Source organism: Echinicola salinicaeni (assembly GCF_014280965.1).
In the GTDB taxonomy this organism is placed as follows: Bacteria; Bacteroidota; Bacteroidia; order Cytophagales; family Cyclobacteriaceae; genus Echinicola; species Echinicola salinicaeni.
In genome coordinates this window covers 114,211-131,608 of sequence record NZ_JACODZ010000010.1, presented here as the reverse complement: position 1 = coordinate 131,608, position 17,398 = coordinate 114,211, and the positions used below count along the sequence as shown (strand labels likewise).

At 39.2% G+C, this 17,398-nt stretch carries 18 protein-coding genes and 1 rRNA gene; 15 read left to right on the top strand and 4 right to left on the bottom strand.

The features are described 5' to 3' along the window. Nucleotides 1-18 precede the first annotated feature (18 nt). The 6 genes from rrf (at nucleotide 19) to H7U17_RS18630 (ending at nucleotide 4,516) form a co-directional block, all read left to right on the top strand. Nucleotides 19-130: ribosomal RNA gene (gene rrf / locus H7U17_RS18655) — 5S ribosomal RNA — on the top strand. 175 nt (nucleotides 131-305) lie between these two features. Beyond that, nucleotides 306-1,550: a dihydroorotase gene (locus H7U17_RS18650; RefSeq protein WP_186758329.1), complete on the top strand. Its 1,245-nt coding sequence runs from the start codon at nucleotides 306-308 to the stop codon at nucleotides 1,548-1,550. After that, nucleotides 1,543-2,055 carry a DUF4199 domain-containing protein gene (locus tag H7U17_RS18645; protein WP_186758326.1) on the top strand — a complete coding sequence of 171 codons (513 nt, stop codon included), beginning with the start codon at nucleotides 1,543-1,545 and terminating at the stop codon, nucleotides 2,053-2,055. The genes H7U17_RS18650 and H7U17_RS18645 overlap by 8 nt, the downstream gene beginning before the upstream one ends. 5 nt (nucleotides 2,056-2,060) lie before the next feature. Beyond that, the gene (locus H7U17_RS18640) at nucleotides 2,061-2,588 is read left to right on the top strand and encodes a DUF4199 domain-containing protein (RefSeq protein ID WP_186758324.1); all 528 of its coding nucleotides are present in this window, start codon (nucleotides 2,061-2,063) and stop codon (nucleotides 2,586-2,588) included. Further along, a complete protein-coding gene (locus tag H7U17_RS18635; protein ID WP_186758322.1) occupies nucleotides 2,589-3,551 on the top strand; it encodes a glycosyltransferase family 2 protein in 963 nt (320 codons plus the stop codon). Further along, nucleotides 3,551-4,516 (top strand): glycosyltransferase, encoded by a 966-nt coding sequence (locus H7U17_RS18630; protein WP_186758320.1) that lies wholly within the window; start codon nucleotides 3,551-3,553, stop codon nucleotides 4,514-4,516. The genes H7U17_RS18635 and H7U17_RS18630 overlap by 1 nt, the downstream gene beginning before the upstream one ends. 1 nt (nucleotide 4,517) lies before the next feature. Here the strand turns inward: H7U17_RS18630 and H7U17_RS18625 are convergent, their stop codons facing one another. Continuing rightward, the gene (locus H7U17_RS18625; protein WP_186758318.1) at nucleotides 4,518-5,279 is read right to left on the bottom strand and encodes a class I SAM-dependent methyltransferase; all 762 of its coding nucleotides are present in this window, start codon (nucleotides 5,277-5,279) and stop codon (nucleotides 4,518-4,520) included. A gap of 195 nt (nucleotides 5,280-5,474) precedes the next feature. On the opposite strand from H7U17_RS18625, the gene H7U17_RS18620 reads away from it, so the two are divergent. From H7U17_RS18620 to H7U17_RS18610, 3 genes are read left to right on the top strand one after another with little or no spacing between them, the layout of a single operon-like run. Continuing rightward, nucleotides 5,475-6,851, top strand: a complete 1,377-nt coding sequence (locus H7U17_RS18620; RefSeq protein ID WP_186758315.1) for an efflux RND transporter periplasmic adaptor subunit — start codon at nucleotides 5,475-5,477, stop codon at nucleotides 6,849-6,851. A 10-nt stretch (nucleotides 6,852-6,861) separates the two neighbouring features. Beyond that, on the top strand, nucleotides 6,862-8,223 hold the full coding sequence (locus H7U17_RS18615; RefSeq protein ID WP_186758313.1) for an ABC transporter permease: 1,362 nt from the start codon (nucleotides 6,862-6,864) through the stop codon (nucleotides 8,221-8,223). Then, nucleotides 8,216-9,706, top strand: a complete 1,491-nt coding sequence (locus H7U17_RS18610; RefSeq protein ID WP_186758306.1) for a TolC family protein — start codon at nucleotides 8,216-8,218, stop codon at nucleotides 9,704-9,706. The genes H7U17_RS18615 and H7U17_RS18610 overlap by 8 nt, the downstream gene beginning before the upstream one ends. A gap of 11 nt (nucleotides 9,707-9,717) precedes the next feature. On the opposite strand, the gene H7U17_RS18605 is transcribed toward H7U17_RS18610, so the two are convergent. The 3 genes from H7U17_RS18605 to fabG all read right to left on the bottom strand — a co-directional run bounded on the left by H7U17_RS18605 (nucleotide 9,718) and on the right by fabG (nucleotide 11,699). After that, nucleotides 9,718-9,897 (bottom strand): Arc family DNA binding domain-containing protein, encoded by a 180-nt coding sequence (locus H7U17_RS18605; protein WP_186758304.1) that lies wholly within the window; start codon nucleotides 9,895-9,897, stop codon nucleotides 9,718-9,720. Between the two features lie 14 nt (nucleotides 9,898-9,911). After that, on the bottom strand, nucleotides 9,912-10,760 hold the full coding sequence (locus H7U17_RS18600) for an SPFH domain-containing protein (RefSeq protein ID WP_186758302.1): 849 nt from the start codon (nucleotides 10,758-10,760) through the stop codon (nucleotides 9,912-9,914). A 192-nt stretch (nucleotides 10,761-10,952) separates the two neighbouring features. Further along, nucleotides 10,953-11,699 carry a 3-oxoacyl-[acyl-carrier-protein] reductase gene (fabG, locus tag H7U17_RS18595; protein WP_186758300.1) on the bottom strand — a complete coding sequence of 249 codons (747 nt, stop codon included), beginning with the start codon at nucleotides 11,697-11,699 and terminating at the stop codon, nucleotides 10,953-10,955. Nucleotides 11,700-11,926: 227 nt separating this feature from the next. Between fabG and lpdA the strand changes: the two genes are divergently transcribed. From lpdA to H7U17_RS18565, 6 genes are all read left to right on the top strand, one after another. Beyond that, on the top strand, nucleotides 11,927-13,324 hold the full coding sequence (lpdA, locus tag H7U17_RS18590; RefSeq protein WP_186758298.1) for a dihydrolipoyl dehydrogenase: 1,398 nt from the start codon (nucleotides 11,927-11,929) through the stop codon (nucleotides 13,322-13,324). Between the two features lie 93 nt (nucleotides 13,325-13,417). Next, the gene (locus H7U17_RS18585) at nucleotides 13,418-13,951 is read left to right on the top strand and encodes an RNA polymerase sigma factor (protein WP_186758296.1); all 534 of its coding nucleotides are present in this window, start codon (nucleotides 13,418-13,420) and stop codon (nucleotides 13,949-13,951) included. Beyond that, entirely contained in the window at nucleotides 13,951-14,769 is an 819-nt protein-coding gene (locus H7U17_RS18580; protein WP_186758294.1) for an anti-sigma factor, read from the top strand. Before H7U17_RS18585 ends, H7U17_RS18580 begins: the two co-directional genes overlap by 1 nt. Before the next feature lie 224 nt (nucleotides 14,770-14,993). Further along, nucleotides 14,994-15,452 carry a DUF2721 domain-containing protein gene (locus H7U17_RS18575; protein ID WP_186758293.1) on the top strand — a complete coding sequence of 153 codons (459 nt, stop codon included), beginning with the start codon at nucleotides 14,994-14,996 and terminating at the stop codon, nucleotides 15,450-15,452. Nucleotides 15,453-15,455: 3 nt separating this feature from the next. Next, nucleotides 15,456-16,373 carry a glycerophosphodiester phosphodiesterase family protein gene (locus H7U17_RS18570; protein WP_230981493.1) on the top strand — a complete coding sequence of 306 codons (918 nt, stop codon included), beginning with the start codon at nucleotides 15,456-15,458 and terminating at the stop codon, nucleotides 16,371-16,373. Beyond that, the gene (locus H7U17_RS18565) at nucleotides 16,363-17,388 is read left to right on the top strand and encodes a threonine aldolase family protein (RefSeq protein WP_186758352.1); all 1,026 of its coding nucleotides are present in this window, start codon (nucleotides 16,363-16,365) and stop codon (nucleotides 17,386-17,388) included. Before H7U17_RS18570 ends, H7U17_RS18565 begins: the two co-directional genes overlap by 11 nt. Nucleotides 17,389-17,398: the final 10 nt, after the last annotated feature.

Sequence of the window (17,398 nt, the reverse complement as noted above, 5' to 3'; positions counted from 1 at the left end):
CGACCTAGCCAGAAGAATTTGGGCGGTACGGCGCAGGGGATCCACCTCTTCCCATCCCGAACAGAGAAGTTAAGCCCTGTCGCGCCGATGGTACTGGGGTTACACCCGGGAGAGTAGGTCGCCGCCCCTCACTTATCATGGGCCCTTTCACATCAGTGGAAGGGCCTTTTTGTGTTTTATAGGGGAGTTATAAACTGTTTTATTTTTAATTGATTGGCCTTGCTGTGAATTCAATCGGATAAACTTTTTTGAATGTGGTTCATTTTTAAAGAAAAAAATGGCAGATTTGCACAAATAATAATAGCATGGCAATTCTATTCAAATCTTTAAAATTAATTCAAAAAGATTCCATTTTAGCACCTAAGGATTATTTCTATAATGGTGAAATATTAAGACCATTTGATGGTAATGAAAATGATATTGAGGAAATAGTTGATTGTTCAAATTGGTTAGGTTCGGAAGGATGGATTGATCTAAGATGTGGTGTAAGTGAACCTGGTTTAGAATATCAGGAAACTTTTGAGAGTTTAGGTGAGGTGCTAAAGGTTTCTGGTTTTGCTCAAGCTGTTGTTTTACCCAATACAGCACCAGTTATTCAATCCAAAAATGAGGTTGAATTTGTTAAGAATAAGGTGAAGGACTTTATAACCGATATCCATATACAGGGAGCTGTAACCAAAGATACAAAAGGAGATGATCTTACCGAGATCTTGGATATTAATCATCATGGCGTACAGATTTTTGGGGATGGTATAGTACCAGTTTCAAATTCAGATAGGATGATGAAGATATTGCAATATTTGCAAAAATTTGATGGGATCCTTTTTGATCAATCTTACGACCCTCTATTATCCATCTTCGGTCAAATGCACGAAGGTTATACCTCTACTGCTTTAGGAATGAAAGGGATTCCTAATTTGTCAGAGGAAGTGGCCATCCAAAAGAATGTCGAAATATTAAGGTATGCGGGAGGCAATTTGCATATTCAGACTGTAAGTACTGCTAAAGGTGTAGAGGCTATTCGTAAAGGGAAGGAAGATGGCTTAAATATTACTGCAGATGTATCTATTTATCAATTATTGTTTTCAGATGAAGACCTGAATAATTATGATAGTAATTTAAAGGTCATACCTCCATTTAGGGGTGAGGAGGAAAGAGCAGCTTTAATCGATGGATTAAAGGATGGTACTATTGATGCGATTGTTTCCAATCACCAGCCAAAAGATTTTGATTCTAAACATATGGAATTTGATCTTGCCGATTTTGGAATGAGTGGTCTGCAGACTTTTTTACCTGCAATGGTTAAGCTTGAAAAGGAATTGGGGTGGCCATTACTGGTTCAAAAGGTAACTACAGGTCCTGCAAAAGTTATTAAAGATGTGTCTGAAGCATTTAGCTCGCTTACATTGTTTGACCCCAATGAGGCGTGGGTTTTTGATAAAAAATCAAATAGGTCCCTTTCAGAAAATTCACCATTCTTTAATCAGACATTAAAAGGTAAAGTTAAAGCACTTATCAATAAAGGTAAATTTGTACGTCTAGATGACTAAGTATATAAAGAACAGTTACCTTTTTGGTATAGTAGGGGGAGCCCTTACGTTGGTTGCATTTTGGGTATTAAAAGCCTTGGATTTAGAGCCAATCGATTTTACTTTGTTTTTTGCTTGTATGATCACTCCTGTGTTTGTCTTTATAGGTATGAAAAATTTTAGGGATGAACATAGTGATGGAGAGCTGTTGTTTGCCCAAGGAATGACGGTTGGCTTTGTTATTTATACCTCTCTTGCTATAGTGACAGCATTAGGAATTGCCTTGTTCTTGAATTTGGACCAAGGTATATTCATAAGCCATAGAGCCGAAAAAATTGCCTGGCTTGAAGGTCAAGAAGATTATATTACCGAAAACGTAAATAAGGAAGCATTTGATGAAACGATGTCCAAGAATTTGGACATGAGTATATCCGATATCGCATTGGATGTGTTTTTGAAAATTTTCATGTTGGAATTATTTTTTACAATTATTATTTCCATAATTTTAAAAAGAACTAAATCTTAAATATTATGGATGAGCAAATGACAATAGGGGAGACCTCAAAAAAGTGGGGACTTATTTATGGTATTATTGGTGCTATAATAGTATTGATCTCAGCGATGTTCGATTTATCTTCCAAAGGTCTTGGGGCTCAAGCTGCCTCAGGATTTTTAGGCATATTGATTGCTTTTGGGATTTATTTTTTTAGTACAAAAGAATTTCGAGACGCAAATGAGGGGATCCTGAGTTTTGGTCAAGGTTTTAAGATAGTGCTGCTTATAGGTCTCATAGCAGGAGCCTTAAGAGGTCTGGTATTCTATGTATACATAAAAGTGGTAGATACTGAATATGTTCAAAGAATAGTAGAAGCCCAAATAGAAGCTCAGGAAAAAATGGGAGCTACTTATGATCCTGACAATGTTCCGGCATTTATGAAATTCTTTCAAACAGCTGAGTTTTTCGCTGCATCATCTTTGGTTAATGCATTAATGGGGGCGTTGATCATTGGTTTGATCGCTGTGGCCATTAATAAAAGAACGAATAGTCAACTAGTATAAATGATTCAAGTTTCCATAGTAATTCCAGTCTTTAATGAAGAAGAATCCTTACCTGAACTATCCCACTGGATTAATAAGGTAATGGTTCAGCATAACTTGAATTATGAGGTGATATTTATCAATGACGGAAGCACCGATAATTCTTGGGAAATAATTTCTTCACTTGCTCAAGAAAATGGACATGTTAAAGGGATATGCTTTAGCAGGAATTATGGAAAATCTGCAGCACTGGATATTGGCTTTGGGAAGGCTAAGGGAGAAGTAGTGATTACCATGGATGCTGACCTACAGGATAGTCCTGAGGAAGTTCCAGACCTTTATAAGATGATCATGGAGGAAGGCTATGATATTGTTTCAGGATGGAAGAAAAAGCGCCATGATCCTATTAGCAAAACAGTCCCTTCTCGATTTTTTAATGGAGTTACAAGAATGATTTCAGGTATTAAGTTACATGATTTCAACTGTGGACTGAAAGCCTATAAAAACAAGGTGGTTAAGCAGATCTATATTTATGGGGAGATGCACCGCTATATTCCTTTGATCGCCAAGTGGAATGGTTTTACTAAAATTGGTGAAAAGGTTGTGGATCATAGGGCAAGGAAATATGGTGAGACTAAGTTTGGACTTGAACGATTTGTTCACGGTTTTTTGGATTTAATCTCTGTTTCTTTTGTCAACAGGTATAAAAAGAAGCCTATGCATTTTTTTGGTACGCTGGGTACATTATCGTTCTTGACTGGTTTTTTGATTACAATTTGGTTGGCCTTTGAAAAATTCTATGGTCTTAAAAAAGGACTATTTGTACGTGAAATAACCGATCAACCCTTGTTTTACTTAGCTTTGGTGGCTTTGATTGTAGGGATGCAACTGTTTTTAACAGGTTTTTTGGCTGAAATGATGATATCCAATAATACTAAAAGAAACGATTATAATATTGATCAAGAGATAAATTTGGACAACTGATGTACTTTTCAGTTATCATTCCTGTTTATAATCGTCCAGAAGAATTAAAGGAGCTTTTATTGAGTCTCTGTGAGCAATCCAATGAGGACTTTGAAGTGATCATTGTAGAAGATGGTTCAACACTTAAAAGTGAAAACCTTGTCAAAGGCTTTAAGCAACAACTCAATATTCACTATTATTACCAAGAAAATACAGGACAAGGATTTGCCAGGAACTTCGGTATGCAAAAGGCCGGGGGCGAATATTGGGTGTTTTTTGATTCTGATTGTGTGATTCCCCAAGATTATTTTAGCATTCTATATAAGGCTGTTAAGAAGAGAGGATTGGATGCGCACGGTGGGCCAGATGCTGCCATGGGTGATTTCTCAGACTTTCAGAAGGCGATTAATTTCAGCATGACCTCCCTTTGGACTACTGGAGGGATCAGGGGTAAGGTGGCAGACCCTAAGAAATACCAAGCTAGGGGGTATAATATGGGGTTTTCCAAAAAAGTTTACGATCGTTTAGGAGGTTTTATTGATCCTAATCAGGGAGAAGATATTGAACTCAGCATCCGAATAAAAAATGCAGGATTTAACCTTCAATTGGTCCAAGAGGCATTTGTTTACCATAAGCGCAGAAATGACTTTATGTCCTTTTTGAAGCAAAGTTTTTCTTTTGGGATGAACAGGGTGAATGTAAACCGTTACCATCCAGGTTCTATTAAAGCAGTGCATCTAATGCCATCAATCTTTTTAATTGGTGCCGTATTGATCCTTTTATCCCCTTTTATCAGCTTGAGTGTATTTTTAGTAGGAGCCTTTTTTTATGGATTATGGAGCCTAGGAGTGTTTTTGGATGCAAGTATAAGTAATCAATCTCTGAAGGTGGGGATGATGGCGCTTTTTAGTTCTTATGGTCAATTATTTGCTTATGGAGCGGGTATGATTAAGGCATTGATATTCATAAAAAGAGATAAAAATTGATTTATCCTTTTTTACAATAATAAATGATCTCCTTTGGAGGCAATGCATGCTTAGATATACACTCAATGGATAATTCTTTTACAAAATTATTCTCTTCTACTACCAACTCCGATTTACTTAACCTTTTGGCATAATCATGCCCGTATTTTCTCACATGATCCCTTTGTCCAAAAAGTCTTTCTCTTTCGGTAGGGGAAGTGACAGACTTGTCTTCGAGTGTCTTTGGGATATCATATACTGGGGACTGGATTATCCCCCATCCATCAGGCTTTAGGACTCTGTTGATTTCCTTGCAGGCAAGAATATCATCATCGACGTGTTCCATTACATGGTTACAAAAGACCACATCAAAACTATTGTCTTCAAAAGGGATGTCATGGATGTCCATTTTTACTTTTGCCAATGGAGATTCTATATCACCAGTGATATAGTCCAAATTCTTTAATTTTTCGAAACGGTCAATAAAGCAGAGTTCTGGAGCCACATGCAGAACCTTGAGTGGCGCAGAGAAAAAGTTGGTTTTTTGCTGAAGGAAGAGCCACATGAGCCTGTGTCTTTCGAGGGCCAAACAGTTTGGACACAATGCATTTTCTCTGGCCTTTCTTCCATAAGGCAAGAATTTTCTAAATGAATGGTCACATACTGTACAGTTAACCTTATCTCCCTTATAAAAGACAGCCATGATCCTCAAGATAAAATGACTGATCAATTGGAGAAATCTTCTTGGGATATATCGGATGACAAAACTGATTATTCTTTTCATTTTACGGGGAAATAATTTTTAAAGGCTGCAATTTAGTAAAACAATTTTTTCTCTTTTAACATTTTTTAATTAAGAATTTAGTTTGAGGTTTTATTTCAATGGCTATATTTGGGTGTAGTTGGGTCTTTTATTAGAGATAAAAAATTTAATTTTGTTGTTATAGCTAATGGTGATTTTGCTTAATAAAATTCAATCATGAAAAAGAATTTAATATTTGTAGGTTTAGGGAGTGTGGCAGCTATAGTGCTGTTATACTTTATTTTTTCCCCCACTGCGTCGGGTGGGGCTGCGGACTTAATTGTTCCAGTTAGGAAGGGAGACTTCACTGTAGAGATAACCACTACAGGGGAATTAAAGGCACTCCGGTCAGTGCAAATTCTTGGTCCGGTAAGGGCTAGGGATTTTAGGGTCAACCAGTTGACTATTGAAAAGATGGTGGATGAGGGGACTGTGGTGAAGAAAGGAGATTTTATAGCTTCTTTGGATAAATCCGAGCTGTTTGGCAAAATTAGTGATGGACAAAACAATCTTGATTCTGAGGTTGCCGAATATGAAAAGACAAAGCTGGATACCGCGTTAACATTAAGACAGGAAAGGGATAAAATTCTTAACCTTGATTATACGGTAGAGCAAAAGAAATTGGTGCTTGAGCAGTCTCAATATGAGCCGCCTGCAACCATCAAGCAAAACGAATATGACTTGGAGAAGGCCAAAAGGGACCTGGAACAGGCCAAAGAAAATTATAAAATCAAATATGAGCAAGCCGTGGCACAAATGGTGCAGCGTACAGCAAGATTGAGAAAGGAAGAAAGGGAGTTTGAGCAGATGAAATCTTTGTTGGAGGACTTTAATATCAAGGCCCCTCAAGATGGAATGGTGATATATCAGTCCAATTGGGATGGGACTAAAATTTCTGAAGGGTCGCAGATCAGTGCTTGGAATCCTGTGGTAGCCACATTGCCTGATTTAACAGAAATGCAAAGTATCACTTATGTGAATGAGGTAGAGATCAGAAAAGTTAAAGTGGGGCAGGAAGTAGAAATTGGATTAGATGCCTTCCCCGAAAAGAAGTTTACTGGAAAAGTGACAAGAGTGGCCAATGTGGGGCAGCAAAGGCCTAATTCGGATGCAAAAGTTTTTGAAGTAACTATTTTGGTGAATGAAAGTGATCCAGTTATGCGTCCTGCGATGACAACCAGTAACGCGATCATTGCGCAGGATTTGGGCGAGGTGCTTTTTGTGCCACTTGAGGCTGTTCATGTTCAAAATGATAGTATCAACTATGTTTACCTTAACAATGGTGCCAAGCAAGAAGTGAAGTTGGGAACATCCAATTATGATGAAGTGGTCGTTGAGATGGGCTTGGAGCAAGGAGATAGGGTATATCTTTCTATTCCTTCATGGGCAGAGGAAGACCAACCTGTAAAATTGTTGGCTGAATTAAATGGTAAAAGAAACCTAGAAGAAAAGAATGATTCTGCCGAGAAGACTGCTGAAGAAGCAAGTGGAGAGCGAAGAAGACCTGGAGGTGGTGGAACTGCCGGTGGAAGACCTCAGAGACCGGGAAATTAATTTTTGATATATGATTAATGCGAGACTACTCTCCAATTTTTACAGCGCTTTAGAGGCGGTGATGGCCAATAGGCTGCGCTCTTTATTGACGGCATTGGGGATAATATTTGGTGTGGCAGCGGTGATTGCCATGATGGCCATTGGTAATGGTGCCCAGCAGGAGATTTTGGAACAGATCAAATTGGTGGGGGTAAATAATATCATCATTGAACCTATCGTGGAACAAGTGGAAGAGGAAGTGGATGAAAGCGGTGGTGCTGGCCCTGGGGAAGAAAAAAACAAGTTTTCTCCCGGACTAAGAATGTTGGATGTTCAGGCAATAAGTGAGGTGATACCTGGTATAGCAAAACTTAGCCCTGAGATTATTTTGGATACCTATATAGTAAAAAGTGGATTAAGAAGGTCTGCCAAATTGGTAGGTGTAACCCCTGAATATTTTGACGTTACCAATTTTAATTTACGGGAAGGTAGCATGTTTACCGAAAACAATCTTTTGAAAGGTGATCCGGTATGTATCATAGGAAGAGGGGTTCAAACTAAGTTTTTTAGTACTGAAAATCCAATAGGAAAAAAGATCAAATGTGGTAATAAATGGCTCAGAGTAGTAGGTATTCTTGAGGAGAGAATAGTCTCAGATAAGAGTATCGCTAAGCTTGGTATCAGGGATTATAATATGGATGTATATATCCCAGTACAGACCATGTTGGTTAGGTATAAGAACCGTGATATGATTACCTCTGGTAATCTTGTTTCTGGTGCTAGGGGCAGAAGGATCAGATCAATTGTGGGCTCTTCAGCAGGAAGTGCTGGGCAAACCAATCCCCATCAGATTGATAAGTTGGTGGTGCAGGTAAAGGAGAGTCATATGCTTCAGCCTACTGCGGAAGTGCTTTCCCGACTTTTAGAAAGGAAGCACTATAATGTAATCGACTTTGAAATTACCATCCCTGAGTTATTGCTGAAACAACAGCAGCGAACCCAGAATATTTTCAATATTGTTTTGGGAGCCATTGCGGGAATTTCACTTTTAGTAGGGGGGATAGGGATTATGAATATTATGTTGGCCTCTGTGATGGAGAGGATCAAGGAGATCGGCCTGAGGTTATCCTTGGGGGCAAAAAAGACAGATATAGTCCATCAGTTCCTGTTTGAGGCCATGATGATATCTGTTTCAGGAGGAATTATCGGGGTCATATTGGGTGTAATCCTGGCCAGTATGGTCTCCAGATTTGGAGATTTCCCTACCATTATTACTATTCCATCCATCATGGTTTCTTTTAGTGTAGCCGCTACAGTAGGTTTAATTTTTGGGATCGCTCCAGCTAAAAGGGCAGCGAATCAAGACCCTATAACTTCTTTAAGACATGAATAAACGATTAACGCTTTTATTATTTGCCATAACTGTTTTAAGTATTTCGAATACGGTTTTGGGGCAGGAAAAAATTAAATATTCTCTAGAGGATATTATCGCCAGGGCTAAGTCACGGTCACCAGCGGCTTTAAGTGCCGAAACTAGAAAGGAGAATCGTTATTGGGCTTATCGTTTTTATAAATCCAATTATAATCCTCAGTTAAGATTGGAGGGTACGATACCGAACTATCAGCAGTCAGTTACCCCTGTACAGCAACCAGACGGTACTTATGAATACAGGCAAGTGGAGCAGAGTTTAATAGATCTAGGTGTTGGTTTGCGTCAAAGTATAACAGCTACTGGGGGGATGATTTCGGTAAATACTTCGACCAGTAGGTTTGATAATTATTATGCACAGGATAATGAACAAGGTGTCAGGTGGAGTGGTGTTCCGATAAATGTAAGGTTGAGTCAGCCGATCTTTGCATATAATAGGTTGAAATGGGATAAGAAAATTCAACCCTTGGTATATGAGCAAAGTAAGAAGAGTTATGTAGAGGAAATGGAACAAATCAGTCGTACGGCTACCCAATTGTTCTTCAGATATATGATAGCCCAAGTGAGTTATGATATTGCTACGCAAAATAAAACCAATACTGAGGCTATTTATAAAATTGAAAGAGGGAGATATAATATTGGGACAACTACTGAGGATCAATTGCTTCAGGTTGAACTGTCGGTACTAGAGGCAGATCAGGCTTTAGCTTCAGCTAAGTTGGATTTGGAGTCCTCAGCATTATCTTTAAGGTCCTATATTGGGTTAAATGAAAATGTTGAGTTTGATTTGGTTTTGCCCAATGAGATACCTGACTTTAAAGTAAATGTAGAGAAAGCTATCAATTTAGCCTTTGAAAATAATTCCGAGGCCATGGACTTTGACATTAGGAGATTGCAAGCAGAGTCACAAGTGGCTCAAGCAAAAGGGGATCGGTTTGATTTGAATTTAAACGCGAGTTACGGGTATAATAATGCTGCGGGGAACTTTTCTGATGTATATCAAAATCCTAATCAACAAGCCATTGTCAACTTAACTGTCGGTGTGCCTATTTTAGATTGGGGGAGAAATAAAGCAAGAATGGGGCAGGCTAAGGCCAATCAAAAATTGGTAGATTATACAGTAGAGCAGGAGATAGTTAATTTTGAGCAGGAAGTATTTACTCAAGTGAAGAATTTTCAGCAGCTGAGAGATAGGATTACTATTAGTGAAAAGGCTGATGAGGTAGCTGCTAAAAGGTATGAGATCTCGCGGCAGCGATATTTGAGTGGAAAGGTGGATATTACTAACCTCAATATTGCTCAGCAAGAAAAAGACTCAAATAGAAGAAGTTATATTCAGTCCCTGCAAGAGTACTGGGCAGCTTATTATGAATTGAGGCAGTTGACCTTATATGATTTTGAAAATGAGCAATTATTATACAATCCAGATTTAGAACCCATCAAATAAATAAAAGAGGCCTATTCGGCCTCTTTTTTTGTATTCCCAGGTTTGGGTAATCTACCTGCTTTTTTTAAGGCGTCATGGATCATCCACTCCAACTGACCGTTGGTACTTCTGAATTCATCAGCCGCCCATTTCTCCACAGCCTTCATTAATTTTTCGTCGATTCTCAGGGCAAAAGCTTTTTTACCAGCCATATTTAATAATTTTTTTATTGATGCAATGTGCCCACGTTCAGTACGGGACTGGCACTTTTATCAGAGCATAAAACTACCATCAAATTACTGACCATTGTGGCGCGTTTTTCTACATCAAAGTCTATGATTTCCTTTTCTTTTAGATCATCCAAAGCCATTTCTACCATGCCTACTGCACCATCGACAATCTTCCTTCTGGCAGCAACTATGGCGGATGCTTGTTGTCTCTGAAGCATGGCACTGGCAATCTCTGAAGCATAAGCCAAGTGACTGATGCGGGCTTCAATAACCTTGATACCGGCATGTTGTAAACGTTCGCTGATTTCATCTTCCAAGGATTTGTTCACATCTTCGACGCCCGAACGTAAGGTGACTTCCGCATCTTCTGCTTCAAAATTATCATAAGGGTAAAGGCCTGCCATTTTTCTGACAGCAGCATCTGCTTGTAAGTGGACAAAGTTTTCATAGTCATTTACCTCAAAGGAAGCTTTAAAGGTGTCCTCCACTTTCCAGACTACAATGGTTCCCACCATGACGGGGTTACCGATTTTGTCATTGACTTTTAAAGGGGTGTTTTCAAAGTTTCTGACCCTCATAGAAATCTTTTGCTTGATCATGAATGGGTTTACCCAAAAGAAACCGTTGGACTTTACAGAGCCCTTATAGGCTCCAAATAAAAGCAGTACCATGGCTTTATTGGGTTCGACAATAAAGAAGCCAGGAATTATAAAGATGAATATTATCCCGGCAATTATTCCCAGCGCAATTTTGCCGCTAACTACAAACATAATAATGGCCGCTATGATCAACAGTTCGATAAAAACCATGATATAACCAGAAATGGGTTTGGTTGTCTTTTCCATATTATTATAATATTAAAATGATATCATAATAATTAACGTATTGATTTGTAAAAGGTTGTAGGGTTGTCTGTCGGGAGGGAAGGCTTGGAGGACCTTTACCTTGGATAGATTAGCGGGGAAGCCATATAAAAAAATAAGAGCCAAGAAATCTCATTTCCCGGCTCTTTAATCTAAACTCTTTGCTCTTTACGCTTAAGTTAACATGGCTCCGTTAACCTGGATAACTTGTCCTGAAATATATGAACTCATATCAGAACCCAGGAATACACAGGCATCAGCGACTTCTTCAGGCTTGCCTCCTCGTTTCATAGGGATGGCGTCTCTCCAGCCTTGGACAGTTTTTTCGTCCAATACCTCGGTCATCTCAGTTTCGATGAAACCAGGAGCAACTGCATTGCTTCGGATTCCTCTTGAACCTAATTCCAAGGCTACGGATTTGGTGAAACCAATGATGCCCGCTTTAGAAGCTGCGTAGTTCGCTTGACCAGCATTTCCTTTGATACCTACCACGGAAGTGATATTGATGATGCTTCCTGATTTTTGCTTCATCATGGTTCTGTTGGCAGCTTTTACGGTATTGAAGCAAGATTTTAGGTTGATATTCATTACTTCGTCCCAAGCTTCTTCAGTCATTCTCATCAGTAAGTTGTCGCGGGTAATTCCTGCATTGTTTACCAAAATATCCAAAGAACCAAATTCCTTAATTACATCAGCCACCAAATCGTCAGCAGCCTGAAAATCTGATGCATCTGAACGGTAACCTTTGGCTTTAATGCCAAATTCAGCCAATTCCTTTTCCAAGGCTTGACCTTTCTCCACGCTTGACAAAAATGTGAAAGCGACGTTGGCACCTTCTTGAGCGTATTTAATAGCAATTGCTCTACCTATTCCTTTGGAAGCCCCTGTGATAAGGGCTGTCTTTCCTGAAAGTAATCCCATATTGATTGTTATTGTTAGTTCATATTGAATGGTCAAAAATAGGGATTTATTCCCAAAAACAAGTTGCGGATGGTTTTAAAGGTGGATCAGTCCTATCCTTTTTAGCATCTATATAATATGATTTTAAATTGTCTTTGAGCTCTTTGAATAATGGAAACCAAATTTTTTTCTGAGCTTAAATATTTTAAATTTGCGTTGGTTAAGAAAGCTATTTAAAAAACATATATATGTCTTCAACTAAATTTGATGTTATTGTAGTAGGTAGTGGTCCAGGTGGATATGTAGCGGCAATCCGCGCATCTCAACTAGGTCTTAAAACTGCCGTAGTAGAAGCTGCCGAATTGGGTGGTATTTGTTTGAACTGGGGTTGTATTCCTACCAAAGCTTTATTGAAAAGTGCTCAGGTTTTTGAATACATCAATCATGCAAGTGATTACGGTATTTCGGTTAAGGATGCTGAAGCTGATTTTGGAGGAATGGTGAAGAGAAGTAGAGGGGTAGCCGAAGGAATGAGCAAGGGAATCCAGTTCTTATTTAAGAAAAACAAGATTGAGCAACTTTTGGGCTGGGGAAAAGTGAAGCCGGGCAAGAAAGTGGAAGTTGAAGATAAGGATGGTAACAAAACTACCTATAGTGCTGATAATATCATCATCGCTACAGGTGCAAGATCTAGAGAGCTTCCTGCGATCAAGATTGATAATGAGAAAATCATTGGTTACCGTAAGGCCATGACCTTGGAAAAGCAGCCTAAGAAAATGGTGGTTGTAGGTTCAGGCGCCATTGGAGTAGAATTTGCTTATTTCTATGCTGCAATTGGTACAGAAGTTACCATAGTCGAGTTTATGGATAGGATCGTTCCTAATGAAGATGCTGAAGTTTCCAAGTCTTTGGAGAAAATCTACAAAAAGGCAGGGATGAAAATAATGACCAGCACTGAGGTAACTGCTGTGGATACCAAAGGAGATGGTTGTAAAGTGACTGTTAAGGGCAAGAAAGGTGAAGAAACCCTTGATTGTGACGTAGTGCTTTCTGCTGCAGGTGTAGTGGCCAATATTGAAAACTGTGGTCTCGAAGATGTCGGAATCGTAGTAGATAAAGGCCGTATCCAAGTAGATGAGTTCTATAAAACCAATATGCCTGGATATTATGCCATTGGAGATGTGATCCCAGGTCCTGCATTGGCACACGTGGCTTCTGCAGAAGGAATTATCTGTGTTGAGAAAATCGCGGGTCATAATCCAGAGCCTTTGGATTATGGTAATATCCCAGGGTGTACTTATTGTTCTCCTGAGATTGCTTCTGTCGGTTATACCGAGGCAAAAGCCAAAGAAGCTGGTTATGATCTTAAGGTTGGTAAATTTCCATTCTCTGCTTCTGGTAAAGCTTCAGCAGCCGGTGCAAAAGATGGATTTGTAAAATTGATCTTTGATGCAAAGTATGGTGAATTACTTGGGGCGCATATGATTGGGGCAAATGTTACAGAAATGATTGCTGAGATTGTAGCTATCAGAAAACTGGAAACTACTGGTCATGAGTTGATTAAGACGGTTCATCCTCACCCGACTATGTCAGAGGCAGTGATGGAAGCTGCAGCAGCTGCATATGATGAGGTGATTCATTTGTAAAATTGGATAACTTATTATAATATTATGACACGAGAAGGTTTTCTTCTCGTGTTTTCTTTTTTATAAGGCAAAAAATTTAACCCTCAGCAACTTTTGCAAGAAGAACAACTCATTACAGGACTTAGAGCTCGGGATCGGCAAACAGTGGACTATCTGTACGAAAAGTACTCGAAGGCCTTGTTTGCGGTAATATCCAGGGTGATCAAAGACCGCGATATTGCAGAGGAAGTTTTTCATGATGCTTTTGTCAAAATCATCCGAAAAATAGATAGCTATGACGAATCAAAAGGAAGGCTCTATACTTGGATGGCCAATGTCTGCAGAAATGCAGCCATAGACAAAACCAGATCGAAAGAATTTTCTAAAATCCAAAAGACCAATACGATAGATAATTACGTATATGGTTTGGAAGGATCGTCAAGTACACTGGATGCAGTGGATGGAATTGGCGTAAAGGACCTCATGACCAATTTGAATGAGGAACAAAGATTCGTGGTCGAATGTATTTATTTTAAAGGCTATACGCATTCTGAGATTTCAGAAGAATATGAGATTCCACTGGGAACGGTGAAGTCCAGGATTCGTGCAGCCATTAATGTGTTAAAAAAGAATATTAATAGAATTTAGTGGATATTCAGTCTTACATAGCGTCAGGTAAGTTGGAGCTTTTTGTACTGGGAGAACTCAGTGACAGAGAGCGGGAAGAGGTTCTTCAACTATCTAAGCAGTATCCTGAGATTAAAAAGGAGCTGGATGAGATAGAAGAAGCAATGTTTGCTTTTGATAATGAATTGGGGGTAAAACCCTCAGATGAGGTAAAGGATAAAATATTTGATACCTTGAGTCAAGAGCTGGATGCTCCTAAGGTCACCAAAGAAGTGACTTCGACACCAACTAAAGAGGTTGCCTTACAGCCTTGGAAAAGTTTTGCTGTAGCTGCTTCAATTGTAGCCCTTTTGGCTATCGGTGCGGCGGTTTATTATGCAGTGCGGTTCTATGATGTAGAAAATAGGTTCACCAGTTTGCTGGAGGAGAGAAATGTCTTAAGCCAAGAGCTGGAGATTAATAAGGCGCGATTTGAAGAAACGGGAGATCAGTTACAGACACTGTTATCAAATAATTACGAACGAATTCCGATGTCAGGGGAGAGCTTCGAGCTCCAAAAGGATGCATTGGTAGATGTTTTTTGGGATAAGGCGTCCCATGAGGTATTTGTTTCGGTAAATAATCTGTCGAGTTTAGAAGAAGAAAAAGATTATCAATTATGGGCCATAGGTGATGATGGACCAGTGGGCATAGGAATTGTTAAGCCTGGTGAAAAACTGAAATTACAGCAGATGGAAGCTGCTGTCAGTGCGGGGGCCTTTGCTATCACTATTGAACCTAAGGGAGGAAGTGAAGCTCCAACATTGGAGAATTTGGTAGTTATTGGTGAGGTAGCCTAAATTGCTATAGAAATATTGAAAAAAGCACGCTGTTTTTATGATGGCGTGCTTTTTTTATTACTAGGTAAAATGGTTCATCACTTGATCTTTTTGCAGACTATCTATTCGGCGTTCTTGAATCAACTCTGAATTTGGATTATTTGTCATTTACTGTCAATTAGCTTGGTCTCGCTTTTATTTTACCTGAAAAATATAGAATTTAGATTCTTAAAGCCTACCCAAATATGCAACTGGAACTTTCTACACCCGCGCTTTTATTTTCAGCAATTACCCTGTTAATGTTGGCTTATACCAATAGGTTTTTGGCCATGGCAAGTTTAATTAGGGGCTTAAATGAACGGTATCGGGAAAACCCTGAAGACGTATTATTGTTGGAGCAGTTAAAGAATTTACGTAGAAGAGTGAATATGATTAAGAATATGCAGATTTTTGGCGTGCTGAGCTTTTTGTTGTGTGTTATTTGCATGTTCCTGATATACCAAGAAATCAAGACCGCAGCCAATATTGTCTTTATGTTGAGTATGATAGCGTTATTAGTTTCATTGTTGATTTCACTGATAGAGATTAATTTGTCTACCAAGGCTTTGAATATAGAGCTTGGAGGAATGGAGAAGTCATTCAAAGCATCTAAAGGTCCACTTGATTTCATCTTTAAGGAACCTAATAAATCCTCTAACTCATAGTTAATGACTGCAAAGGGGATGAAAATATGGGGGGTATGTTTTTTGATTTTAGGCCTGGTAAGCTGTTCTTGTCAAACTGAGAAAAAAGAATCAATTGGCCCAAATCATTACTTGCAATTTACTGATGTAAGCGCCACCAAGGAGTTTTTTAACTGGAATTCAGGTAGGGATTTTATGGTAAGTGCCCATAGAGGAGGAAGCTATTCTGGTTATCCGGAAAACTCCATAGAACTATTTGATTATGTCTTGGAAAACACCTCTGCAATTATTGAATGTGATATTGCTATGACCCAGGATTCTGTTTTGGTTATGATGCATGATAATACCTTGGATAGAACCAGTACCGGTAAAGGAAGCGTGGCAGACAAGACATTTGATGAGCTAAAACAGTTGAATTTGGTAGATATGGAAGGGAAAGTGACTCATTTCAAAATACCAAGCCTAAAGGAAGTATTGAAATGGGCAAAAGGAAAGACGTTGCTGACCTTGGATATTAAAGATAATGTCCCTTATGAGTTGGTTGTACGGGAAGTTGAGGATATGGAAGCGGAAGCCTACATAGTGTTGATCACATATGATTTTGGTGCAGCCAAGATGTTGCATCACTTGAATCCTGAACTCATGCTTTCAGTTACTATTAGAAATGAAGTAGAGTGGGGGCGGTTTGAGGAAACTGGTATCCCCGTAGAGAATATTATTGCGTTTACGGGTTTGTCTGAGAGAGAAAGTTCCTTTAATAAAATGCTTCATGAGCATGGTGTCTTTACCATTCTTGGCGTATTGGGAAATTTGGATAAAAGGGCCATTGCTAGAGGTGATCATGTTTATAAGGAATTTCTAGATAATGGTACCGATATTCTAGCTACTGATAGACCCTTAGAAGCTGCAGAAGTGTTAAAACAGCATAATGATGAATATTGAATTAAGAAGCGATACATTTACCAAGCCCACTGCTGAAATGAAGCAAGCGATGTTTGATGCCGAGGTGGGGGATGATGTATTTGGAGAAGATCCAAGCGTGAATCGTTTAGAGGAAAAGTTGGCGAGTATTTTTGGGATGCAGGCTGGACTTTTTTGTCCTTCAGGAACTATGACCAATCAGATTGCCGTTAAGCTTCATACAGGTCCTCAGAAGGAGGTTATCTGTCATAAAAATTCCCATATATTTCTTTACGAGGCTGGAGGCATCATGTCCAATGCCCTAGCTTCAGTGAAGCTGTTAGAAGGAGAATTGGGGAAGGTGACTGCGGAAGATGTTAAGGAAGCTGTCAATCCCTATGATGTGCATGCAGCAGAGAGTGCATTGGTCTCTTTAGAAAATACGATGAATAAAGGTGGAGGGAGTATTTATACGCTTGATGAAGTTCGGCCTATTAAAAAGGTATGTGAAGAGGAAGGGTTGAAATTGCATTTGGACGGAGCTAGGATATTCAATGCATTAGTGGAAAGTAAAGAAAGTGCCAGAGATTGGGGAGTCATGTTTGATACCATTTCAGTCTGTCTTAGCAAGGGCTTGGGATGTCCTGTCGGGTCTGTTTTATTAGGGGATGAAGAAACCATTAAAAGAGCAAAAAGAATAAGAAAATCAATGGGAGGAGGGATGCGTCAGGCCGGATATCTGGCAGCTGCAGGTATTTATGCTTTGGACCATCATGTGGAGAGGCTCGCTGAAGACCATCGTCGGGCAAAGGTTCTGGGCAGCTTATTGCAACAGCACCCAAACATTTCTGAAATCCTTCCTGTACATACTAATATTGTAATAGCAAAGTTGGAAGGGCTTAGCCCAAAGCAGATGTTAAGCGATTTAGCCTTAAAGGGTATTAAGGCTGTACAGTTTGGAAAAGATCAGGTTCGATTTGTGACACATTTGGATTTTTCGGATGTACATTTGGCAGAATTTGAAAGGAAGTTTTTGCCTTCAAAAACGTTATCATAAAGCAAAGCAG